Genomic DNA, 24,018 nt, shown 5'->3' with positions numbered 1-24,018 from the left:
ATAGCAATCCTACCCATTTAATCCGTTGAAGCCCCATAAAGTTTGACATCAAAGCTGCGAATTTTTGTGCTTCCGCCTGCTTTGTCAAAACCAACATCGTATTGAACTAGGTTTTTATTGCTATAAGCATACTCATAGGTAACTGCATACAAACTTGGTTTTTCTGTCGATTTTTCAATGTGTTTTGATACAATTTTTTGAGTCGTAATGGCTTGTTTAGGAATCGATTTTGCAAATTTGCGCATGTCTTTTTCATGAATTTTAAATTCACGCTGTAACTCTGGCTCAAAATAAGTATAGAGCTGCGGAAAATCACCCTGAGTAAAGGCTTGATAAGCTTGCTGAGCTGCTTTCTCTTGAGCAGGACTCGGATTTGGGATCGAATCCAATGCCTGTTGTCCCAATTTATCACACGCTGTTAAAGCCAACGCACAACTCAAAACCAGTAATTTTGCTTTCATAAAATCTTATCCACCACTAGGTCATCGCCAATATGAAAAAAGACGCCGAAGCGCCCTTTTCTTTTTCATTCAGTTAGTCTTCGTTCGATGTATTGGTATCTGTTGTATTTTCAGATGCATCTACATTTACATCGTCAACCACAGTTTCTTCAGTTGTTTCCATAGAAGCATCTAAAATATCATCTTCGACTTCAACGGCTTCAACAGCAACGACACCGACCAAGATTTCTTCATTACCTAAACGAATCAGACGTACACCTTGTGCATTACGACCCGTTCTAGCAACTTCAGAGGCACGAGTACGAACTAAAGTACCACCATCAGAAATCAACATCAGCTCTTTAGATTCATCAATGGCAACCGCACCGACCAACTCACCGTTACGTTCAGATGTTTTGATGGCAATAACACCTTTACCACCACGTTTCTTGGTTGGGAAGTCATCAACAGGCGTACGTTTCCCATAACCATTTGCAGAAGCACACAGTACTTCGCCAGTTTCAGGTACAACAACTAATGAAACAATACGGCTCGCCACATTTAAATCAGAAGATTCTTCATCATCTGAATCTGTGTCAGTTTCAACATCATCTTCGGCCTGAGCTGCAGCTAAAGTGACGCGCATACCACGTACCCCTTTTGCAGTACGTCCCATCACACGTGCATCAGTTTCAGAGAAGCGAATTGCTTTACCTTCATTTGAGAACAACATGATTTGCTGTTCGCCATCGGTGATTGCAACACCAATCAAAGTATCTTCTTCTTTCAGCTCAATTGCACGTAAACCGTTTGAACGAACATTACTAAATTGCTCTAATTCAACACGCTTGACTGTACCAGATGCTGTTGCCATAAATACAAAGAAGTTCTTACGCATTTTCTCTGCAAGATCAGCAAATTCAACAACTGTTTCATTGTCTAAATCAGTTGCTGAAAGCTCAACACCCAACTCTTTCAATTGCTTACGTAATGCATCAGAAAGTTCATCAGCATCTTCAGCCAACTCATCGAATGAAGCTTTTAATGCTTCATAATGCGCGTCGATAATACTATTTTCACGTAATGTCGCGACATTGCTACGCACAAAGTTTTTGAACTCAGCTAAGCGTTCTTTAAATTTCTTCGGCGCATCAATCACAGGAAGAATTGCTGTGATTGTCTCATCGGCATCCAGTGGCAATAAGTTCACCATTGGGCGACCTTTTGAACCACGCGATGCTTGAGGCACTTCAAACACTCTCAGGCGATAGACTTTACCAACATTGGTAAAGCACAACACTGTGGCATGGTTAGATGTCACAATCAGATGCTGGATGTAATCATCTTCTTTCATCGAGGTCGCAGATTTACCACGTCCACCACGACGCTGCGCAGCATAGTCTGAAAGCGGTTGTGTTTTCGCATAACCTGTTTTTGAAACAGTCAGTACCACTTGCTCTTCAGGAATTAAATCTTCACGCGAGAAGTCAATACGAGACTCAACAATTGCGGTACGACGAGCATCGCCGTATTGTTGCAAAATTAAAGCTAATTCTTCTTTAATCACTGCCATCAATAAATTGAAGTCATTTAAAATAGCTGTGAGTTCAGCAATTTGACCTAAAATTTCAGTATATTCAGCTTGTAACTTGTCTTGTTCAAGACCCGTTAAACGGTGCAAACGAAGCTCAAGAATCGCACCGACTTGCGCAGGCGATAAACGATAAATCTGACCATCTAAACCAAACGGGCGGCTTGGATCTTCACCTTCAATTTCGTCGGGACGTACAGAAACAGAACCTGCTTTTTCAAGCAATGCAATTACATTCCCTGCTGCCCACTCACCTGCTTGTAAACGCTCACGTGCCTCAGCTGGGTTTGCAGAAGTTTTAATGGTTTCAATGATCGCATCAATATTTGCTAATGCTACCGTCAAACCTTCTAAAATATGGCCACGTTCACGTGCTTTGCGCAACTCAAACATGGTACGACGCGTCACCACTTCTTGGCGGTGACGAATAAATGCCGCAACAATGTCTTTCAAGTTCATTAACTTTGGCTGGCCGTTGTCTAAGCACACCATGTTAATGCTGAAAGAGTTTTCCAACTGCGTGTTTTGGAATAAGTTATTTACCACAACTTCAGCGTTTTCACCACGCTTTAAGTCAATGGCAATACGCATCCCGTCTTTGTCAGATTCATCACGTAGCTCTGAAATACCTTCCAGTTTTTTCTCTTTCACCAACTCAGCGATACGTTCAATGGATTTTGCTTTATTGACCTGATATGGAATTTCTGTGAAAACGATCGTGGTACGACCTGTTTTTTGGTCTTCTTCAAAGTGGTATTTACCACGAATATGCAAACGACCTTTACCCGTACGGTAAGCATCAACAATGCCCGCTTTACCGTAAATAATTCCACCAGTAGGAAAGTCTGGACCCGAAATATATTCCATCAATCCTTCAATTGAAATATTTGGGTTTTCAGCATAGGCCAAACAAGCGTTCACTACTTCAGTCATGTTGTGCGGCGCCATATTGGTCGCCATACCCACAGCAATACCTGTAGTACCGTTAATCAGTAAGTTCGGAATACGCGTTGGCATCACTTGCGGAATACGTTCAGAGCCGTCGTAGTTATCTTCCCAATCCACCGTATCTTTTTCAAGATCGGCAAGAATTTCATGAGTCAACTTACGCATACGAACTTCGGTATAACGCATCGCAGCTGCGCTATCGCCATCGACCGAACCAAAGTTCCCCTGACCATCAACCAATTGATAACGCAAGCTAAAGTCTTGAGCCATACGAACAATGGTTTCATAAACAGCAGAATCACCGTGTGGGTGATATTTACCGATCACATCACCAACCACGCGGGCAGACTTTTTATAAGCTTTGTTGTAGTCATTACCCAATTCGTGCATTGCATAAAGCACACGACGATGAACAGGTTTTAGACCATCTCGAACATCTGGCAAAGCACGAGAAACAATCACGCTCATTGCATAGTCAAGATACGAGTTCTTGAGTTCATCCTCAATCGCAATCGGTCTGATTTCCGATACGCTCATGCATACTCCTTATTCTACAAACGTAAAACCGCTTGCATTTATATGTCGTAAAACTTGCAAAATTATTAGTTCAAAATACTGAACTAAAAACTGAAATATAGCCGCAAATTATAGCATAAACACTCTGATTTTTGTGTCACGTCACCACAGTTAATCTCGTTAATTTTCTTTAATTTAGGGGTTATTTTTTACACATGTATAGTATGTACATTTACAGCTCCATCACATTCCCTATTAACATCGCATAAAATGCAAAAAAGCCCTCATTTTTGAGAGCTTTAAGTCATGTCTCGCCTATCTTTGGACTTAATGATCAATGTCCTGCTTATCGCGCTGCATAATGTGAAATGCAACCATAAACAAACCCAGTATTAAAGGAAACTCATGCAGCTCCTCCATAAGGTCTTTATAGGCAATTTGATGTAAGAAAATTCCACCATAAATACGGCTGTGCTCAATGCCGTCAGAAATAATCAATCCCAACACTGTGAGCAGCATTGCCCAAGCAGGTATCGCCATATTCTTCATTTTTATCGCAATCTCATCGCGCAGTGGTTTAACCAACAACATAAATACAACTGAACCAATCAAAACCACCGAGCTGCCACGAAAATATACTTTGGGGACTTCAGGGAAATAGTCTCTACCCCAACTGGTGCTACGACCAAATAGAAGCAACCACCACAGTACAGCCCAGATCCAAAAATACTTTTTACCCTCAGGAAGATGCATCGGTTGCATGTAAAAATAGCTAAATACAGCAAATATCAATAAAAGTAACGCTTGAATATTTTCCACGCCACGTACAACAGCACCACCTAAAAGTGGGAACTGTAGATCAGCTAAAAATGGAAAAATTAGACACAGAACAGCAAGGATCAGAACTGACCAAGATACGCGAGTATCAATCAGCAAGATTACAACTCCCAACTTAACAAAAAATGTTTTGTGTAAGTTAAGCTTAAAAATGGATGGCAAATAGTATCATAAATCTGAATATTCAGATGCACACTCATCTTAAGAAATGCTTAAATTTTCATTATTATTTGCAAAATACAAGGACTTAAAATAACAAAATAAATATCGAGTGATTTTGATTTTTTATAATATTGAGATTGATTTACGCACATAAAAAACGCTCCTGCACATCGCAGTTAAGCATTGCTTAAACTGCTTGCACAAAAGCGTTTTTTTGAAACGTTGTCAGGAATTAGATTTTAGATACTAACTCTGGAACAACGGTATTCAAATCACCTACTAACCAGTAATCTGCTACTGCATTGATCGGTGCTTCTTCGTCTTTGTTGATCGCAACGATCACTTTAGAGTCTTTCATACCTGCCAAGTGCTGGATCGCACCAGAGATACCTACAGCGATATACAGATCAGGTGCAACAATTTTACCTGTTTGGCCTACTTGCATGTCGTTTGGAACGAAACCAGCGTCAACCGCAGCACGTGATGCACCTTGAGCAGCGCCCAATTTGTCAGCCAATGGATCAAGAACAGTATGGTAGTTCTCACCTGAACCCACACCACGACCACCTGAAACTACAATACGCGCAGCAGTTAATTCTGGGCGTTCAGATTTCACGATCTCTTCAGCAACAAACTTAGAGATACCAGCATCTTTTGCTTCGCTTACAGCTTCAACCGCAGCAGAACCACCTTCAGCAGCGACAGGGTCAAATGCTGTACCACGTACAGTACCAACAATGATTGCTTCATCAGACTGAACTGTTGCAATCGCGTTACCTGCATAGATTGGACGCTTGAACGTATTTGCAGATTCAACAGCAATGATGTCTGTAATCATGCTGACATCAAGAAGTGCAGCCACACGTGGAAGAATATTCTTACCCGTTGTAGTTGATGCAGCCAATACGTGTTTGAAACCACCTTTAGCAATATCTGCAACCAAAGCTGCAACGTTTTCAGCCAATTGGTTTGCGTAAACTGCGTTGTCAGCAAGTAATACTTTGCTTACACCCGCAACTTTTGCAGCAGCATCAGCAACAGCTTGAGCGCCAGAACCAGCAACTAATACAGTGATATCACCACCGATTTTTTGAGCTGCAGCAACAACGTTTAAAGTTGCACCATTTAGTGCTTTGTTGTCGTGCTCAGCGATAACTAAAATACTCATGATTTTATCCTTCTGTATTAGATCACTTTCGCTTCATTTTTTAGTTTTTCTACAAGTTCGTCTACAGACTTCACTTGTACGCCTGCTTTACGTTCAGCAGGCGCTTCAACTTTAACTGTTTTAAGTTTAGTTGTCGTAGAAACACCAAAATCAGCAGGAGACTTCGTATCCAGCGGTTTTTTACGCGCTTTCATGATGTTTGGAAGAGCAGCATAACGTGGCTCGTTCAAACGTAAGTCAGTGGTGATGATCGCTGGAAGTGCAAGTTCAACAGTTTGTAAACCACCGTCGATTTCACGAGTTACTTGTACTTTGTCGCCATCAACTTTAACTTCAGAAGCAAAAGTACCTTGACCTGCACCTAGAAGCGCACCAAGCATTTGGCCGACTTGGTTAGAGTCATCATCAATTGCTTGCTTACCAAGAAGAATCAACTGAGGTTGTTCAGCGTCAACAACGCCTTTCAACACTTTCGCAATTTCTAAAGCACCCAGTTGGCTGTCATCAGCTTCAACTAAAATACCGCGGTCAGCACCAAGCGCCATAGCAGAACGGATTTGCTCTTGCGCTTCTTTAGGACCAATAGAAACAACGATGATTTCTGAAACAGTTCCTTTTTCTTTTAAGCGAACCGCTTCTTCCACTGCGATTTCACAGAATGGGTTAATTGACATTTTAACGTTGGTTAAGTCAACACCACTGTTGTCCGGCTTAACGCGAACTTTAACGTTGGCATCAACCACACGTTTTACAGCAACAAGAGCCTTCATGTAATCCTCGGCTGTTTTAGCAAATGTAAATGTTGAGAAAAGTTAGTTTAACTCTTCACTTAAATTTTTTTAGGTGCCCTATCTTGCAATGTGTACGGCATTTCGGTCAAGTCACAATTCACCAAAGAGCTGTAAAAATGCGTAAATTTAGCTGAACGACGCGTTCATACTTTTTTGTACGCACTATATTTGCACAAAATCGCACTCAGATTAAGTTATGATTTTTATTATATTTTTATTTGATTTACATTATTCAAAGATTTGATTTCTTTTCTCTAATATTCACCATTAAATAGATTATTGACTGTCTGTTCACATCTTTATCAGGCTTCACAAATCTGTCATTTAAGATAGATCACGCAGCCTTAGATTCAAATACTCATTATTCTAGACATAGGATGACACAATATTGCTACTTTATTAACCACTCTAAAAAACTTCCTCAAAAAAAAGCATGCCATTTTGACATGCTTCTCTGAGTTTAATTGGCAATCAGCCATGTCGCGGCCAATGCCAACAGCCCACCTGAAGTGCCATCAATCCATTTTTGCTTACGTTCATCTATTGGGGCCTTCTGTGTCAGTTTTGCAAAAACCAGACTCAAACTACAGTAGACCACAAAAATCATCGCGATAAAGAGTAAAGATAAAATCAAACCTTGACTGACAGTGTTGGCAGATTTATCGATAAATTGCGGCAAGATTGCAAAATAGATAAGCATACCTTTAGGATTTAATAGTGCGGTAAAAAAGCCTTTTTTGATCGGGTTATTTTCCGTTTTTCGGTCTAGTTGCAATTTTTTAGTGCTAAAAACCGACTTTAATAAACCAAAGGCCAAATACAACAAATAGGCAATACCCAGCCAGCGGATGGTTTCAAACAAAAGCGGGAAAGACACAATAATGGCAGCAATACCCAAAGCCACTAAAATTGAATGTAGTAAATAGCCTGTACATACGCCGATAGTCGCCATCATGCCTGCTTTTGCATCTTTGCCCATAACTTGAGACAGAATAAATAACATATCTGGCCCAGGTGTAAAAATCAGCGGCAGCACGGTCAGTGCAAAGAGTACATATACAGACATTTCCTTTCCCCTTTCATCCATTAGAAAGTGAAAATTAGTATGTGCGAAATAATACAAAATTGGCTTTCAATTTATTCTATAATAAAACGTATTTTTCAAATTATATTCTAAGATATGAAACAATCACCAAATTCTGTGCGCATAAAACTTGACCGTATTGATAAAAATATCATTCGCCACTTACAAGACAATGGCCGCATTCAAAATAATGACTTAGCACGAGAAATCGGTCTATCACCGTCTTCGTGCCTAAGACGCGTCAAACTATTAGAAGAAGCAGGCGTCATTCAAAATTATACCACAGTGGTCGATCCACAAAAAATTGGCCTTCAACTGATTCTGTTCTCGCGTATTTGGCTGGTCGGTCAAGATGCCGAAACCATCGACACCTTTATTGAAGCCATGAAAGAACTCCCTCAAGTCATGGAATGCTACATTATTTTAGGGGAATGCGATGCAATGCTGAAAGTTGTAGTACCTGATTTAGAAAGTTATCGCGAGTTCCAATCCACACATTTGACCAAAAAGAATGGCATTACCAGTGTCAAAACAGACTTGCCAAGTCAAATCATTAAACAAAGTTTCCAACTGCCGCTTGATGAAATCTAATGTCAGCGCATTTCAATTTTGCGATAGAAACGGCGCGTTTACGTCTAAGAGCTTGGCGCGCAGATGACTTTCCTGCATTTGCGCAGTTAAATGCCGATACTCAAGTGATGCGTTATTTTCCTAGTCCACTCACACAAACACAAAGCGATGCCCTTGTGCAAACGTTTCAGCAATTCATCAATCAAAATGGTTGGGGCTTTTGGGCAGTCGAACTAAAGCATAGTCAGGAGTTCATTGGATTTACAGGCTTACATGCTCAACCTGAGTGCTTTGATATTTCACCCTGTGTCGAAATTGGTTGGCGATTGGACTCGAAGTTTTGGCATCAGCGTTATGCCACAGAAGCTGCACAGGCTTGCCTATATTTTGCTTTTTCGGTTTTAAAACTGGATGAAGTTGTTGCTTTTACCGCAGTTCAAAATAGGGCTTCTGAAGCGGTAATGAAACGTCTCGGCATGTAACATCGTGGCTATTTTAATCATCCTAAACTCGATCAAAATAGCCCACTGCTTCGACATACGCTCTATGCCATTAAGCCAACTGACTTTCTAAAAAATCACGATGAATATGACTTAAATCAATCAATTCATATTGTCCAAGATTAAAAAGTTTCCAGACTTCAAGAAAGTCATCTTTCAAATCAATGCTATTTGAGGGCTGTGCAGTCTCTTGCCACTGTAAATCGGAAATCCATAAATAGTATTGCCCAGTATCTGCATTAAAAGCTTGAACTTTACCTGCTGCATTGACGCCTTGAACAAATGCATTTTCAGGCAATACAGGTTCAATATTGGCTAAACTAATTTCAACAAAGTGTTTGACCTGACGCAAACCATAGCCAGCAAAAATATCTTTTTGCGCGGAGCTGAGTTGATCATACTTTGCTTGTATATCTGAAATCATATACTGACCTATTTTCGCATTTGTCATCTTCAATATAAGCTTAAATCTACCGTTTCATTAAACTGGAACATTAAGCCCATCCTCTTTTAAGTTTATACTCTATTTTTTGCCGATTTATTATTCTACAAAAGTTCATAATCACACTTTTTCCAACAAAAGTGAGCGATCATTGCTACTTATTGATCAAGTTGATTCAAGCAAGAGTAAGTAAAGCAAGAATAATGCCGAATCTCACAGAGCGCCCTAGCGCTTTCATAGATATCCGCTAATGTGTTTACGCTGTTTGTTCTGACCTTTGGCATTTAACCTAAAACACAGCGCTATAGTGCATGCATTATGTGACACTATTTTTAAAGTATGAATGAACTAAGTTTTCACCTTTTGCTGTGCTCGTGGATGTGTCTGATCATACACTTGAGCCAGCCTGTCAAAATCGACATGGGTATAAATTTGGGTGGTACTTAAGTTACTGTGACCTAACATTTCCTGCACTGCACGTAAGTCACCACTGTTTGATAGCATGTGACTAGCAAAACAATGACGGAGTAAATGCGGATGCAGATCAATATTTACACCTGCACGCTGTGCTTGAAACTTAACCCGATTTTCAATCTGGCGCATCCCCAAAGGATTGCCCTTTTGAGTAATAAAAACTTGTGCATCGGGAACAAAGTCACCATTCCACAGCGGATAAATTGTCAGCCATTTCATTACCGCATCTTTGGCTTTAGAACCAAAAGGCACAACCCGAGTTTTATTCCCCTTACCTGTAATACGCAGTAACTGTCGGTTAAAGTCGATATCTTTAATTCTTAAGCCTTGCACTTCCGCTAAGCGTAAACCACTTGCATAAAGCAGCTCAAGCAAAGCTTTGTCTCGATACCACATTTGCTGTTCGACTTCTTTCTCAGGCAAGGCCTGATCCAAAATTTGATTGATGGTTTCAATATCCACTAGACCTGGCAAAGGACGAGGTTTACGTTTAAGTTGAAAGTCATCGGCAGGATTAAAAGCCAAATGTTGCCCCTGCTCAGCCCATTTCATAAACTGACGAATAGAGGACAACATCCGCTGTAAACTACTAGAGCTCAACTGTTGATATTCAACTTTTTGCGCAATAAATTCGCGTAAATCAGTGGCTTCAACATCGCCCAACTCAAGCTTTTTCTGTTCGCAAAACAATAAAAAATCAGACGCATCTCGTTCATAAGCCTGCAAAGTATGGGCAGACTGATTTTGTATTTCTCGTTGTTTTAACCACATCGCGAGCAGTTGCATCGGCTCAAAAGTCACAAGTCAGCCTCTATAGTTCTATTCGGTGAAAAATTAATTGGCTTTTGTATAGTAGCACTGTCTCAGCTCTTTATATGCCTATTTCATTTTTCATAAAAAAAGCACTGATGAATCAGTGCTTCTTGTGTGACGCTAAACTTAGTTTTGATAGTAACTCAGATCGATACGTCCTTCGTAGACATTTGAGGTTGGGCCCGTCATCCAAACCACATCACCTTCACGCCATTCGATATGCAACTTACCACCTGCTAGCTCAATCTCAACAGATGAATCGAGTAAACCACGGCGCATACCTGAAATCGCAGCCGCACAAGCTCCTGTTCCACAGGCCAAGGTTTCGCCTACACCCCGTTCAAACACACGTAAGCGCGCATGCTTTTCATCAATGATTTGCATAAACCCAGCATTCACACGCTGAGGAAAACGCTCATGCGATTCAACCTGAGGTCCTAGACGTGCAACATCAGCTGTGATCACGTCGGGAACGATTGTAACTGCATGAGGGTTACCCATATTCACCACATCAATGGTCAATTGCTCATTGTTCGCCAAAGCAATGTCATACAATGCTTCAGGAGCATCCGCAATAAATGGAATTTCCTGCGGCAAGAACTTTGGATAACCCATATTCACACGTACCCAGCCATTTTGACCAAGTTCGGGTTCTACAATTCCAGCCTTGGTTTGTACTTTAATCTTAGTCTTTGTAGTGAGCTGACGCTCATGTACAAACCGTGCAAAGCAGCGCACGCCATTACCACATTGCTCTACTTCAGAACCATCGGCATTGAAAATTCGGTATTTGAAGTCGACATTGGGTAAATCAGGTGGCTCAACAATCAACAACTGATCAAAACCGATGCCGAAATGGCGATCCGCCAAGCGCTGAATCGTAACAGTATCAAGGAATGCTCTTTGGCTGATTAAATCAACCACCATAAAGTCATTGCCTAGACCATGCATTTTGGTAAATTCTAATAACATCTTGAATTATCCTTCAGGCAATAAACGTTCTTTGTCCCAAAGCGACTCAATGGTTTCACGCTCACGAATCAAATGTGCGTTTTCACCATCCACGATCACTTCAGCGGCGCGACCGCGACTGTTGTAATTTGAACTCATGACAAAACCATAAGCGCCAGCACCCAATACAGCCAGTACGTCATTTTCTTTGAGTGCAAGCACACGCTCTTTACCTAAGAAATCACCTGTTTCACAAATTGCACCAACCACATCCCACTCTTTTGCCTCGACATCTAAATGCGGGGTAACGGGCTGAATATCCATCCATGCTTCATACAATGCAGGACGAATCAAGTCGTTCATGGCTGCATCAATAATCGCAAAGTTCCGGTGAATAGTCGGTTTGAGTAAATCTACTTTGGTCAGGAGTACTCCTGCATTTGCCGAAATACTACGTCCCGGTTCCATATACACTTTCAAGCCCAGTTTTTCTAAAGCGGGCTTCATTGCATTGGCATATTCAAAAACGGTAGGCGGCACTTCATCTTTATAGGTCACACCTAAACCACCACCAATATCGATGTGTTTCAGTTGAATACCCATGGTTTTAAGCTGATCGATCATCACAATCACACGATCTAGAGCATCCACAAAAGGCTGTGTTTCAGTCAGTTGGGAACCAATATGGCAGTCGATACCAATAATGTCTAAATTCGGCAGCGTTGCAGCATATTGATAGGTTTCAAACACCGTATCTGACGGAATCCCAAATTTATTTTCTTTCAAACCTGTTGAAATGTAAGGATGCGTTTTCGCATCTACATCTGGATTGACGCGCAATGAAATCGGCGCTTTTTTACCGAGCTTCGCTGCAACTTTTTGAATACGATCCAGTTCTGCGTGAGACTCTACATTGAAGCATGCAATACCCACTTCTAATGCTTTTTGAACATCAACCTCAGTTTTACCTAAACCCGAAAAGACAATTTTAGAAGCATCGCCACCCGCTTTTAGTACACGAGCCAGTTCTCCACCGGTCACAATATCAAAACCCGCACCGAGCTTCGCAAGGACATTCAATACCGCAATGTTTGAGTTTGACTTAACCGCAAAGCAAATTTGATGATCGATAAAGTCAAAAGCACGATCCATCTCTGTAAAGTGTTTTTCAAAAGTCGCTTTTGAATAAACATACAGTGGTGTACCAAATTGCTGCGCAAGCTGTTGCAGTGAGCATTGCTCAGCATGCAAAACCCCATGATTGCGGGTAAAACTCATGAATGTATCCTTTCTATGAAGCGTTTAAGGTATTAAGGCTGATTGGTTTCAACTGAAGGTGCAGCAAACTCTTGCTTCACGGGCACGGTATCTTCCTTTTGTGCAGACGGCTTAGATGCTGCGTCTTTATAAAGCAAATATTTCGCTCGCTTGTCGTAGTTTGGATCATTTGGCATATGTAATGTACCAGACTGACCACAACCGACGAATGCAGTACTCATCACCAAGACACTGATGCAGCAAATGACAGAACGCATCTGATCACCTATTTGATATTTTGAAGAAGTATAACCTGATCAACATACATGACCAAACCACTAAGCGCTAAAGATTATAGTGAGTTAAAAAAAAACGCCAGTTAAAGACTGGCGTTTTTCTCAATCACATCGATTATTTATGTTTCGGTTTGTAGAAACCAAAATAACCAATAATCAAAATGATGAACCAAATCGGACTCACCATTAAAGCTTTCATGGTATCGGCTTCTAGTGATAACACATAGATCACGCCAATGAAGAAAACAATCACAAACCAACAGGTAAACAGACCACCCGGTAATTTAAAGGTCGATTTTGCATGTAACTCTGGACGTGTTTTGTAATACACAATGTAGCTCCAGATAATCATAATCCAGACGCAGATAAACAAAATCGTCGACAGTGTAGTTGCCAAAGTAAAGGCTTCAACAGTATTTGGTACAAAGTACTGCAGTGCAGCACCTAACAGTAAACAAATTGCTGAAAAGTACAATGCATTTGCAGGAACAGCACGCTTGTTTAAATGCCCAAATGCTTTTGGCCCCTGATCTTCACGTGACAAACCAAACAACATACGCGACGTTGAAAACACACCACTGTTCATTGATGACATCACAGAAGACAATACCACCAAGTTCATGATGATTGCTGCTGCTGCAATACCCGCTTGACTGAACAAGTTCACAAAAGGCGAAACCGCAGGATCAATCACGTTCCATGGTGTCACTGACATCACAATCACTAAAGACAGTACATAGAAAATAATGATACGAATTGGAATCGAGTTCACCGCTTTAGGCAAATTCTTTTCTGGGTCTTTGGTTTCAGCAGCTGTCGTACCAACCAGCTCTACACCCACAAAGGCAAAGATCGCAATTTGGAAACCCGCTAAGAAGCCCGTCACGCCTGTTGGGAACATTCCGCCATGTGACCAAAGATGACTAAATGATGCAATTTCACCCGTCGTTGAAGTGAACCCTGTAAAGATCATCCATAAACCAACGGCGATCAACACCACAATGGCAATAATCTTAATCAGTGCAAACCAGAACTCCAGCTCACCAAACAGTTTCACCGTGACCAAGTTCAAGCCCATGATGAACACAATGGCCGCAACACTAATCATCACCCCTTCCCCAGGTGTGAACGGCATCCCTCCATTAAAGAACTGAAGGTAATAAATAATCGCGGATAAGTCCGCGATACCAATCGTGATCCAACATAACCAATAGGTCCAGCCAACGAAATAGCCTGCCCACGGCCCAATCAAATCGGTAGAGAAATCGATAAACGATTTGTATTTCAAGTTAGACAGCAGTAATTCGCCAAGCGCGCGCATGACCAAGAACACCATAAAACCAATAATCATATAAATGATTAAAATAGATGGCCCAGCGAGACTAATCGTCTTCCCCGACCCCATAAATAAACCCGTACCAATCGCACCGCCAATTGCAATGAGTTGTAAATGGCGGTTGGATAAACTCCGTTTTAAATCACCTTGTTCAGAGGTCGATTCTGTATTTTCTAAACTCATTCTTGATGTCGTCTTTTATTTCCAGTCGCCAAAATTACCCGAAAAGAACAAAAAAATAAAAATAAAATTGTATTAATCTATATTTTCAACATCTTTTGAAAAGTTAATTAATTTTTCTTATATTTAACACGACAAAGGACACGTAAAAGTTCCTGTTGAAAAAATCAGCAAAACACTTGTCAAAAATAAATTTCCGTGTAACAAATACAACAAGACTAAAAATCAATAAAAAATCGTGCAGGAAGCATGACTGTGGCATATCAATTGCTTAATAAAACTCAAAATTTTTCTAGAAATTTCAAGTTTTAAAACATAGAGGACTAAAAGAAAAATGAATACACAAAGTTTACAAACTTTTATGGAAACCATCAGTGGTTGGGTCTGGGGACCCTATATGTTGGTCCTCATTGTCGGAACAGGGATATTCCTCACATTACGCTTGTTCTTCTGGCAAATTCGCATGTTGCCTCTGGCCTTTAAACAAGTCTTTGGCAAACATGACCAAGCACATTCTCATGCAGGAGATATCTCGCACTTTGCATCCCTCATGACAGCACTCTCTGCCACCATTGGTACGGGTAATATCGCCGGTGTTGCAACCGCTTGTGTCCTTGGTGGCCCAGGTGCGGTGTTTTGGATGTGGATGACAGCACTGTTCGGTATGGCAACCAAATATGGTGAAGGCGTACTGGCAGTTAAATACCGAATCAAAAATGAAAAAGGTGAAATGTCTGGCGGTCCAATGTACTACATTGAACGCGGCCTAAAATGGAAATGGTTGGCACTAATTTTTGCACTATTTGGCACCTTGGCGTCTTTTGGGATTGGCAGTTCAGTACAATCCAACACAGTTGCGCTCGCTGTTGAAAACAGTACGGGAGTTGCGACATGGATCACAGGTATCGTCATTACGGTATTCTCCGCTTTGGTTATTTTAGGCGGGATTAAATCTATTTCTAAAGCCGCTTCTTTCATCGTACCGATTATGGCGATTGGCTATGTCCTCGGTGGCCTCATTATTATCTTCAACCATCTTGAACTCGTCATGCCTGCACTTGAACTGATCTTCCGTGATGCCTTTACGGGTGAAGCTGTAGCAGGTGGTGCAATTGGTGCCGTCATTCGTTACGGTGTCGCTCGTGGCGTCTTCTCAAATGAAGCTGGTATGGGTTCGGCGCCGATCGCCGCCGCTGCTGCAAAAACCGACCACCCTGCACGTCAAGGCTTAGTCTCAATGACAGGTACGTTTATCGATACCATTATCGTCTGTAGTATTACAGGGATCGTTTTGGTTATGGGCTTTCTTATGGCGGGCAATAGTTTTGGTGGTGAAACAGGTGCGGTATTAACCACCCATACTTTTAACCAATTACTGCCAGGTGTCGGGGGCTGGATCGTGACTTTTGGTATTGTGTTCTTCGCTTACTCCACCATTTTAGGTTGGTGCTATTACGGCGAAAAATGCTGTACTTATTTACTCGGTGAAAAGTATGTTCTGTTGTACCGTCTCATTTACATCGCATCAGTCTTTATTGGTTGCGTGGCATCTCTTGATTTAGTCTGGCTATTTGCCGACACCTTTAATGGTTTAATGGCGGTTCCAAACTTAATTGCCTTGTTATTGCTGTCGACGGTGATTGTGAAAGAGTCACGTGATTTTGTCGAAAAGCGTAAATCAGGTGAGTTGTACTAAGGTTATTTTCAAAGCACATTTTTAAAATCTTCAATAGTTAAGCCACCTTCGGGTGGCTTTTTGATTCAGAGCATTCATTTCAAATCCAATCCTCTGTATGCTGTTGAACCATCGAATACTCCAAATAGTGCATCAAATAAAGCATGGCAAAAGCAAAAAGTGTTTACCGCTGTGAACAATGTGGCGCTGACCATTCAAAATGGGCGGGTCAATGTTCTGAATGTGGAGAATGGAATAGTCTGGTTGAAGTCAATATTGCACCTGCAGTCACACATCGTGCGCAGCCCAAAATGGGGGGCGGCTATGCAGGTCAAGCTGCTGCTATTAGCACCTTAAATCAAATTTCAGTTTCACATGAGACTCGACTGGCTACAGGAATTGGTGAGTTTGATCGTGTGCTTGGCGGTGGTCTCGTCACGGGTTCCGTGGTGCTGATTGGCGGTGATCCGGGCATCGGGAAATCGACCATTTTATTGCAAACGGCAACGCATATGGCCGCAGCCAACAGTGCGGCATTGTATGTCACAGGTGAAGAATCACTCTCTCAAGTGGCTTTACGTGCAAATCGTCTTGATCTGCCTACAGATAAACTCAAAGTCATGGCAGAAACCTGTGTCGAGCGAATATGTGAAATGCTTGCCCATGAGCGTCCAGCCGTGGCAATTTTAGATTCCATTCAAACCCTGTATACCGAAACACTCCAGTCAGCGCCGGGCGGCGTTTCTCAAATTCGCGAATCTGCAGCTTTACTGACACGTTTTGCTAAAAATAGTGGCACAGCCTTGTTTATCGTCGGACACGTCACCAAAGAAGGTGCACTGGCTGGTCCACGTGTGCTTGAACATATGGTGGACTGTGTTCTGTACTTTGAAGGTCAGTCCGACTCACGTTATCGGATGATTCGAGCTGTTAAAAACCGTTTTGGTGCAGTCAATGAACTCGGGGTTTTTGGCATGACTGATAAAGGCTTAAGAGAAGTGGCGAATCCTTCAGCCATTTTCTTAAGCCGTTATGATGAAGCCATTGCAGGCTCAATCGTGATGATCAGCCGTGAAGGCACACGTCCTCTGTTGGTTGAGGTTCAAGCTTTGGTTGATGATGCACATGGTCAACCGCGTCGAGTCGCCTTAGGTTTAGAACAAAACCGTTTAAATATGCTCTTGGCGGTAATGCATCGCCATGGTGGCGTGCAAACATCTGGACAAGATGTCTATGTCAACGTTGTCGGTGGTTTAAAAATCACGGAAACAGGCTCTGACTTGGCCGTCCTATTGGCCTGTGCCTCTAGCCTGCGAGGTAAAGCGCTGCCACAACAACTGGCTGTTTTTGGTGAAGTAGGACTCTCTGGGGAAATTCGCCCAGTCCCCAATGGACAGGAACGCTTAAAAGAAGCCATTAAACATGGTTTTAAATACATTATTCTACCGCGAGGCAACGCACCGCAAAAAGACATTGCTGGGGTGAAGGTAATTGCCGTAGCGCGCTTACATGAAGCACTCACTGAAGCCATGAGCTTAAGTGACGAACTCAACTAAGCTAAATTCCATTCATTTGGATTTCTCATAAAATAAACACGTTTTTTATTGAAATTTAGGATGAAAGACTGCATAAAGGTAGAGTTAAAATTTATTTTTTATAGAGTAGGAAAATTTGATGGAAGTTCGACAGCGTGGTTTGATTGCTGGTTTTTTAACAGCGGCTCTTTTAGTTGCACCCTTAGCCGCAGAAGCTAAACGTGCGGGTGGTGGTAAAAGCCACGGCATGAGCCGTCAAGCTGCACCAACTCAGTCTTATCAACAACCTCGTCAAGCAACTCCAGTTCAACAACCTAGCGCGCCTGCTACGGCTCCAGCTAAATCTGGTCCAGGCGTCGGCGGTATGGTTGCGGCTGGTGTAGCTGGTGCTGCAATTGGTGCTGTTGCTGCAAATGCATTGGCAGATGACAACTCTGCTTCTCAAGCGCAAGCACAGGAAGAAAAAGGTGGTATTCCGAGCTGGATTTGGATTCTTCTTGCCGCTGCTGTTGCCTTCTTCATTTTCCGTAAAATGGGCGCAAAAAAAAAAGTAGCAGCTAATCCATACGCGCCAAACAATGGTTCAACTCAAGCACCGTTTGGCCAACAAGCTGCACCACGTACATCAAATGACAATAGCAATATTTTTGGTCAGTCTGTAGGTGGTTCAGCTGCTGCACCACAAAACAACGCACCTTTTGGCGCTGCCTATACCAATAGTGGTAGTCAGCTGCCAGACGGTACAGAACCTGCGGCTTTCTTACGTATTGCTCGTCAACGTTTCAATCATATTCAATCGATGAACACGGCAAGTAACATCTCTGAAATTCAACGTTACTTAACACATGATCTTTACCAGTCTATGTATCAAGACATTATGGCAAACCAAGATCAAGATGTAGCTGAGTTTTCAAACCTTAATGCGATGGTTGCGGACTCTGCGACAGAAAATGGCCAATACGTGGTTAGCGTACGTTTTACTGGTACAGTAAGTGAAGACCTCAACAGCTTACCGCAACCTTTTGCTGAAGTTTGGCACTTTGTAAAACCTGCAGGTTCTACCCAAGACTGGCTCGTTGCGGGTATCCAACAAGAAGCGTAATTTCCAGATATATAAAAACAGCGACTTCAGTTGCTGTTTTTTTGTGCTTATAAATCCTCCTGTCGATTCAACCTAGCCATCAACGACTCGCTTAAACAAAAACACCATTTAAAACGATAACAGCAATGGTTGTCCTAAAAGTTACGCTCAACATTTCCTGTAACATCTATGTTAAATAAGAAGCGTAATGAAAGGCTGTACAATGCATCCTCAATCACACGCCTTCTTTTAGCTTCGACCTATACCTCCACGCAAATAAGTTCATCGCGTTATGAATGCTTGATGCCATTGGGCAATATCTCAAAATAAGTGAGCTTTGATTTTCGACTCAAACTGAGATCATCATTTACCAATCTTAGGCATTTAAAATGCACAGCATTTTCTATTGATCATGCTCTGCATTTAATATTTACACTGTAAATCATCTACTCATAAAAAAATGCCTCTATATAAGAGGCATTTTTATTTACGTTTTTTAGTCTTATTCTGGTAATGGAATAAATTGAGAGTCCTGATTTTGCTCTTTTCTTTCCCCAACAACCACAGCAACATCTAAAGGTTTGCCATCGCGCTCAAGTAAAATCTGAATGGTGCTATTTGGCGGTTGTAAAGCCACAAAATTAATCAAATGTGAGGTTGAAGTAATCACTTCATCATTCACTTTCACAATCTTGTCGCCTTTCTTTAAACCAGCTTTTGCAGCAGGTCCCGTTTTTAACACATCCGCGACAACCACACCTGGCCCTTTAGGCTCTAAGATATTGACTTGTTCAACAGGCAATAAGCTGATACCTAGCCAACCACGTACCACGCGACCGTCTTTAAGAATAGAGTTCAGTACTTGTTGGCAAATTCTTGCAGGAATGGCAAAACCAATACCTAAAGACCCACCTGACTGAGAGAAAATTGCTGTATTAACCCCAATCAAATTACCCGCCACATCAATCAAAGCACCACCAGAATTACCTGGATTAATTGCAGCATCGGTTTGAATGAAGTCTTCATAAGTATTAATACCTAGGTCAGAGCGTCCTGTAGCAGAGACAATACCTTGCGTAACCGTTTGACCTACACCAAATGGGTTGCCAATGGCCAAAACTACATCACCCACTTCGTTACCGCTTAGCTTAAAGGGTAAAACAGGCAGATTCGCCAGCTCAATTTTAATCACAGCCAAATCGGTATCGGGGTCGGTACCAATCACTTTTGCCACTGCACGACGGCCATCTTGTAATGCCACAACAATTTGATCGGCTTGAGCAATCACATGATTATTCGTCAAAATATAACCATCAGGGCGAACAATCACACCTGAACCCAAACTGTTTTCATTTTTATTTTGGCTAAACTGATCTGGAATTTGATTGCCAAAAAATTCACGGAACGCAGGATCATTGAGTAATGGATGGTCAAGTTGTTTGACTTTTTGCGTGGTAAAAATATTCACTACTGCTGGCGCAGCCACTTTCACGGCGGCACTATAAGAAACCACCCCACCTGTACGCGTGGTGTTAATTAAAGGCTCCACCTTTTCAGCAGGCATCTTAATCCCATCGGACGCCACAGGCGCTTTTGGCTTTTGATACTGCTGCCAAGCAAAAAATCCAGCAATGACTAAAATGAGTAATACCCAAGGTAACCAGGAAAAGGTCCTGCGCACGATTTCACCCTCTAAAATGTTTTAATTCATTGATGACTAAGTAATTTATGCCTATTGTAAAACGAAATTCAAGCCGAAGCACAAAAATAAGCAAGAGTTTTGTCATGCTTTAGTTACAATAAACAATAGGTTCCGATGTAATCAATTTAAAAGAGTTTTTAAGTCGATATGGCAAAATTACAAGACATTATTCAGTGGTGTGATCAAACCCTCAAATCACCTGAGTTTAAGGACTATGCACCGAATGGCCTTCAAATTGAAGGAAAGACCAAAGTGCATAAAATTTTAGCTGCGGTGACTGCATCGCAAGATGCCATAGATGCCGCGATCCGAGAAAATGCGGATCTTTTACTGGTGCATCATGGTTATTTTTGGAAAGGTGAAGCCTATCCCATCACAGGTATGCGCGGTAAACGGATCAAGAGTCTGATTCAACATGACATTTCTTTGTTGGCATATCACCTCCCCCTCGACAGCCATCCGAGTCTTGGAAATAATGCAGCGATTGCAGATTTACTCGAACTAGAACGTATTGAAGCTCTTGACCCATCTGAGCGTCATCCTATTGGCAATATTGGTTATTTAAACCAGCCTATGCCTGTGGAAGACTTTAAAAAGTTTGTGTCCGAGACATTAAAGTTTGATGTCACCCATCTTCCTGCGGACAAGACCATGATTGAAAAAGTCGGTTTTTGTACCGGTGGTGCACAAGATTTTATTGTAAAAGCCGCTGAACAGGGCTGTGATGCCTATATTTCAGGCGAAGTCAGTGAACGTACCTTCTATGAAGCTAAAGAATTAGGCGTACATTATTTTGCTTGCGGACATCATGCGACTGAACGCTATGGCGTGCAGCGATTAGGTCAAGCCATTTCAGAACAATTTGATATTGAATATATTTATTTCGAGTTAAATAACCCGATCTAAGCAATTACTGGGATGAGACTATTTTCATCCCAGTCCTTTCAATGCGCTTACATCGCACGGCATCCGACATCACTTCCATTTCAGCAAATGATTAATTTCTAAAATATTATTCCTAGCCTTTCAAATTTTTAGCTCAAAATATAGCATCAGCTCAAAAAATCTGTGCATCTCACCTTTGTTATACCTGCTGAACTTCCAACCCAATATGAACAATAAAACTTGCGACCTTCCACCTTAAAATTGAAAATAATAAACATATTGATTCTCATTAACTTTTAAGTGAATAATGAAACTGCTTTAAGAAATCCCAATAAAACAATTTTGATGATTAAAGGAATCAAACACATGGCTTATTCTTTACCCGCTCTTCCATATGCCTATGATGCACTCGAACCCAATATTGATGCGAAAACGATGGAAATTCACCACAGTAAACACCATCAAACCTACATCAATAACATTAATGGCGCGATTGCAGGCACAGAATGGGAGAAACTGTCTGTGGAAGATTTGGTTGCCAAAGTCAATGAAGTCCCTACTGATCTTAAAAATATGGTGATCAATAATGCAGGTGGCCATGCCAACCACTCACTGTTTTGGACAGTCATGAGTCCACAAGGTGGTGGGCAACCAACTGGAGCTGTGGCAAAAGCTATTGATGAGCAACTCGGTGGTTTTAATACTTTTAAAGAGGCATTTACCAAAGCCGCGATTAGCCGTTTTGGCAGTGGTTGGGCATGGCTGAGCGTGACACCTGAACACCAGCTGATTGTTGAAAGCAGTGCAAATCAGGATTCCCCTCTTATACACGGTCACACCCCTATTCTCGGTTTAGATGTATGGGAACATGCGTATTATCTCAAATACCAAAACCGCCGTCCTGAATATATCAATGCCTTTTATAATGTGGTCGATTGGGATGAAGTAAATCGCCGTTACCATGCTGCGTTGCAGACTAAAAATTAATTGCCCACCTCAATCCATCTACAGCTTAGAGTCTTTTAAAATGAATATATTCTGTACGAAAGACTCTAACGATATCTTGTGTATCGTATATGTCTCCTTGCGAAGTTTTTTGCATATTTTGTGTATTAAAAGACTGCCCTATTGTCTATAGAATCATTTACAATAAATGCACTTAAAGTAAAACCCAGCAAATCTGCAAGGAATGAAACATGACAACCATTACTTTACCTGCACTTCCATATGGCTACGAAGATCTTGCTCCGCACATTAGCAAAGAAACTTTAGAATTCCACCACGACAAACACCACAATACTTATGTTGTTAACCTAAACAACCTAATCAAAGGTACTGACCTTGAAGGTAAAACTTTAGAAGAAATCATCACAGCTTCTTCTGGTGATGCATCTAAAGCAGGTATCTTCAATAACGCAGCACAAGTTTGGAACCACACATTCTACTGGAACTGTATGGCTAAAAACGGTGGTGGTAAAGCAACAGGTGCTTTAGCTGCTAAAATTGATGAAGCATTCGGTTCTTACGAAAAATTCGCTGAAGAATTTGCTGCTGCGGCTACAACTCAATTCGGTTCAGGTTGGGCTTGGTTAGTTGCTGACGAAGTAAATGGCAACCTTTCTATCCTTAAAACTTCAAATGCAGACACTCCACTTGCACACGGTAAAGTTGCAGTGTTAACCATTGACGTTTGGGAACATGCTTACTACATCGACTTCCGTAATGCGCGTCCTGTTTACATCAAAACTTTCCTTGAAAGTCTTGTAAACTGGGATTATGCAAACGCGAAATATGCAGGCCAAGCTGCTGGCGTTGAAAAATAAGATTCGTCTTGTTTAAAAAACCGCTCTTTTTGAGCGGTTTTTTTGTTTTTGCGGCCTAAACGCATATTTATAAAGCAAACAATTCATTTCTCAATATTTTTTGCTTGACCCATTTTCCTTTCCTCCCTAAAATGCGCATCAGATTCTCCAATAGCTCAGTCGGTAGAGCGACGGACTGTTAATCCGCAGGTCCCTGGTTCGAGCCCAGGTTGGAGAGCCACTATTCTTCCATAGCTCAGTCGGTAGAGCGACGGACTGTTAATCCGCAGGTCCCTGGTTCGAGCCCAGGTGGAAGAGCCAAGATTCTAAAAAGCCCAAGCATCGTGACTTGGGCTTTTTTTATCACTCATTGCTTTGATCCACACCCTATACCCTTCTGGTATACAGCTATGACATATCAAATTGTTTATAAAAAAAACATTTAATCTAAAATTCGACTTTTTTTAGCATTGTAACTTGACCGATGTGTAATTTTCTCTATACTGCATTTCAGATTCTCCAATAGCTCAGTCGGTAGAGCGACGGACTGTTAATCCGCAGGTCCCTGGTTCGAGCCCAGGTTGGAGAGCCAAATTTTAAGAAGCCCAAGCATTATGACTTGGGCTTTTTTCTATCTATAAAAACGACATTCACCCATACGTAAAACCAATCTCTCAAAATCACTCCAAAGCAGCTTTCCATACAGGCTCTTCTCAGCTTGAATCTCCCAAATATCTCCATGGAAAACCAAAAAGACTGAATCAAATCGCACCAATAAAAACTAAACCGTTTATTTTTAAATCATTTAAAGCAGATTATATAAAAATATCAGGCCAAAGACTTGACCCTTTGAGCTTTGCCACATAGAATGCGTGCAGATTCTCCAATAGCTCAGTCGGTAGAGCGACGGACTGTTAATCCGCAGGTCCCTGGTTCGAGCCCAGGTTGGAGAGCCAAAATTCTAAAAACCCACTCCATGCGA

20 protein-coding genes, 4 tRNA genes and 1 pseudogene are annotated in these 24,018 nt (G+C 41.6%); 12 read left to right on the top strand and 13 right to left on the bottom strand.

Annotated features, from left to right (window positions below; genetic code table 11):
* Window positions 1-17 precede the first annotated feature (17 nt).
* From AC4CU3_RS14190 to AC4CU3_RS14165, 6 genes are all read right to left on the bottom strand, one after another.
* Complete coding sequence (locus AC4CU3_RS14190) at window positions 18-461, bottom strand: DUF3887 domain-containing protein (RefSeq protein WP_279044440.1); 444 nt, start codon at window positions 459-461, stop codon at window positions 18-20.
* Between the two features lie 73 nt (window positions 462-534).
* Complete coding sequence (gene gyrA / locus AC4CU3_RS14185) at window positions 535-3,516, bottom strand: DNA gyrase subunit A (protein WP_490738333.1); 2,982 nt, start codon at window positions 3,514-3,516, stop codon at window positions 535-537.
* Between the two features lie 306 nt (window positions 3,517-3,822).
* Window positions 3,823-4,431 (bottom strand): hypothetical protein, encoded by a 609-nt coding sequence (locus AC4CU3_RS14180; RefSeq protein ID WP_279044442.1) that lies wholly within the window; start codon window positions 4,429-4,431, stop codon window positions 3,823-3,825.
* A gap of 295 nt (window positions 4,432-4,726) precedes the next feature.
* A complete protein-coding gene (locus AC4CU3_RS14175) occupies window positions 4,727-5,662 on the bottom strand; it encodes an FAD-binding protein (protein WP_004982561.1) in 936 nt (311 codons plus the stop codon).
* A gap of 17 nt (window positions 5,663-5,679) precedes the next feature.
* A complete protein-coding gene (locus AC4CU3_RS14170) occupies window positions 5,680-6,432 on the bottom strand; it encodes an electron transfer flavoprotein subunit beta/FixA family protein (RefSeq protein WP_005400499.1) in 753 nt (250 codons plus the stop codon).
* 481 nt (window positions 6,433-6,913) lie between these two features.
* On the bottom strand, window positions 6,914-7,519 hold the full coding sequence (locus tag AC4CU3_RS14165; RefSeq protein WP_087013283.1) for a LysE family translocator: 606 nt from the start codon (window positions 7,517-7,519) through the stop codon (window positions 6,914-6,916).
* Window positions 7,520-7,633: 114 nt separating this feature from the next.
* Between AC4CU3_RS14165 and AC4CU3_RS14160 the strand changes: the two genes are divergently transcribed.
* Together AC4CU3_RS14160 and AC4CU3_RS14155 are read left to right on the top strand one after the other, a co-directional pair.
* A complete protein-coding gene (locus tag AC4CU3_RS14160; RefSeq protein ID WP_279044443.1) occupies window positions 7,634-8,128 on the top strand; it encodes an Lrp/AsnC family transcriptional regulator in 495 nt (164 codons plus the stop codon).
* Window positions 8,128-8,733: pseudogene (locus AC4CU3_RS14155) on the top strand (GNAT family N-acetyltransferase). The gene AC4CU3_RS14160 and the pseudogene AC4CU3_RS14155 overlap by 1 nt, the downstream one beginning before the upstream one ends.
* Here the strand turns inward: AC4CU3_RS14155 and AC4CU3_RS14150 are convergent.
* The 6 genes from AC4CU3_RS14150 to AC4CU3_RS14125 form a co-directional block, all read right to left on the bottom strand.
* Entirely contained in the window at window positions 8,660-9,058 is a 399-nt protein-coding gene (locus AC4CU3_RS14150; RefSeq protein WP_279044444.1) for a hypothetical protein, read from the bottom strand. The pseudogene AC4CU3_RS14155 and the gene AC4CU3_RS14150 overlap by 74 nt on opposite strands.
* A 339-nt stretch (window positions 9,059-9,397) precedes the next feature.
* Window positions 9,398-10,309, bottom strand: a complete 912-nt coding sequence (locus AC4CU3_RS14145) for a tyrosine recombinase XerC (RefSeq protein WP_279044460.1) — start codon at window positions 10,307-10,309, stop codon at window positions 9,398-9,400.
* Between the two features lie 153 nt (window positions 10,310-10,462).
* Entirely contained in the window at window positions 10,463-11,308 is an 846-nt protein-coding gene (gene dapF / locus AC4CU3_RS14140) for a diaminopimelate epimerase (protein WP_004695783.1), read from the bottom strand.
* A 6-nt stretch (window positions 11,309-11,314) separates the two neighbouring features.
* Entirely contained in the window at window positions 11,315-12,565 is a 1,251-nt protein-coding gene (lysA, locus tag AC4CU3_RS14135; RefSeq protein ID WP_279044445.1) for a diaminopimelate decarboxylase, read from the bottom strand.
* Window positions 12,566-12,597: 32 nt separating this feature from the next.
* The gene (locus tag AC4CU3_RS14130; protein WP_125273268.1) at window positions 12,598-12,822 is read right to left on the bottom strand and encodes a hypothetical protein; all 225 of its coding nucleotides are present in this window, start codon (window positions 12,820-12,822) and stop codon (window positions 12,598-12,600) included.
* Between the two features lie 133 nt (window positions 12,823-12,955).
* Window positions 12,956-14,359, bottom strand: coding sequence for an amino acid permease (locus tag AC4CU3_RS14125; RefSeq protein WP_234950516.1), 1,404 nt, complete (start codon window positions 14,357-14,359; stop codon window positions 12,956-12,958).
* Between the two features lie 331 nt (window positions 14,360-14,690).
* Between AC4CU3_RS14125 and AC4CU3_RS14120 the strand changes: the two genes are divergently transcribed.
* The 3 genes from AC4CU3_RS14120 (at window position 14,691) to AC4CU3_RS14110 (ending at window position 18,668) form a co-directional block, all read left to right on the top strand.
* Window positions 14,691-16,052 carry an alanine/glycine:cation symporter family protein gene (locus tag AC4CU3_RS14120; protein ID WP_279044449.1) on the top strand — a complete coding sequence of 454 codons (1,362 nt, stop codon included), beginning with the start codon at window positions 14,691-14,693 and terminating at the stop codon, window positions 16,050-16,052.
* Between the two features lie 143 nt (window positions 16,053-16,195).
* A complete protein-coding gene (gene radA, locus AC4CU3_RS14115; RefSeq protein ID WP_004695771.1) occupies window positions 16,196-17,587 on the top strand; it encodes a DNA repair protein RadA in 1,392 nt (463 codons plus the stop codon).
* Between the two features lie 118 nt (window positions 17,588-17,705).
* On the top strand, window positions 17,706-18,668 hold the full coding sequence (locus AC4CU3_RS14110; RefSeq protein WP_279044450.1) for a Tim44 domain-containing protein: 963 nt from the start codon (window positions 17,706-17,708) through the stop codon (window positions 18,666-18,668).
* Window positions 18,669-19,149: 481 nt separating this feature from the next.
* Here the strand turns inward: AC4CU3_RS14110 and AC4CU3_RS14105 are convergent, their stop codons facing one another.
* Complete coding sequence (locus AC4CU3_RS14105) at window positions 19,150-20,328, bottom strand: S1C family serine protease (protein ID WP_279044451.1); 1,179 nt, start codon at window positions 20,326-20,328, stop codon at window positions 19,150-19,152.
* A 168-nt stretch (window positions 20,329-20,496) separates the two neighbouring features.
* Between AC4CU3_RS14105 and AC4CU3_RS14100 the strand changes: the two genes are divergently transcribed.
* From AC4CU3_RS14100 to AC4CU3_RS14070, 7 genes are all read left to right on the top strand, one after another.
* Complete coding sequence (locus AC4CU3_RS14100; RefSeq protein WP_279044453.1) at window positions 20,497-21,255, top strand: Nif3-like dinuclear metal center hexameric protein; 759 nt, start codon at window positions 20,497-20,499, stop codon at window positions 21,253-21,255.
* 345 nt (window positions 21,256-21,600) lie between these two features.
* The gene (locus tag AC4CU3_RS14095; RefSeq protein ID WP_490738331.1) at window positions 21,601-22,221 is read left to right on the top strand and encodes a superoxide dismutase; all 621 of its coding nucleotides are present in this window, start codon (window positions 21,601-21,603) and stop codon (window positions 22,219-22,221) included.
* A 209-nt stretch (window positions 22,222-22,430) separates the two neighbouring features.
* Window positions 22,431-23,057: a superoxide dismutase SodB gene (gene sodB / locus AC4CU3_RS14090; RefSeq protein WP_159127329.1), complete on the top strand. Its 627-nt coding sequence runs from the start codon at window positions 22,431-22,433 to the stop codon at window positions 23,055-23,057.
* A 144-nt stretch (window positions 23,058-23,201) separates the two neighbouring features.
* Window positions 23,202-23,277, top strand: a tRNA-Asn gene (locus tag AC4CU3_RS14085).
* A gap of 4 nt (window positions 23,278-23,281) precedes the next feature.
* A tRNA-Asn gene (locus tag AC4CU3_RS14080) sits at window positions 23,282-23,357 on the top strand.
* 195 nt (window positions 23,358-23,552) lie between these two features.
* Window positions 23,553-23,628: transfer RNA gene (locus AC4CU3_RS14075), tRNA-Asn, on the top strand.
* A gap of 288 nt (window positions 23,629-23,916) precedes the next feature.
* Window positions 23,917-23,992 (top strand) — tRNA-Asn (locus tag AC4CU3_RS14070).
* Window positions 23,993-24,018: the final 26 nt, after the last annotated feature.

The sequence above is a fragment of the Acinetobacter sp. 802_lipA genome (assembly GCF_058242885.1).
This window is presented reverse-complemented; position numbering and strand designations above follow the sequence as displayed.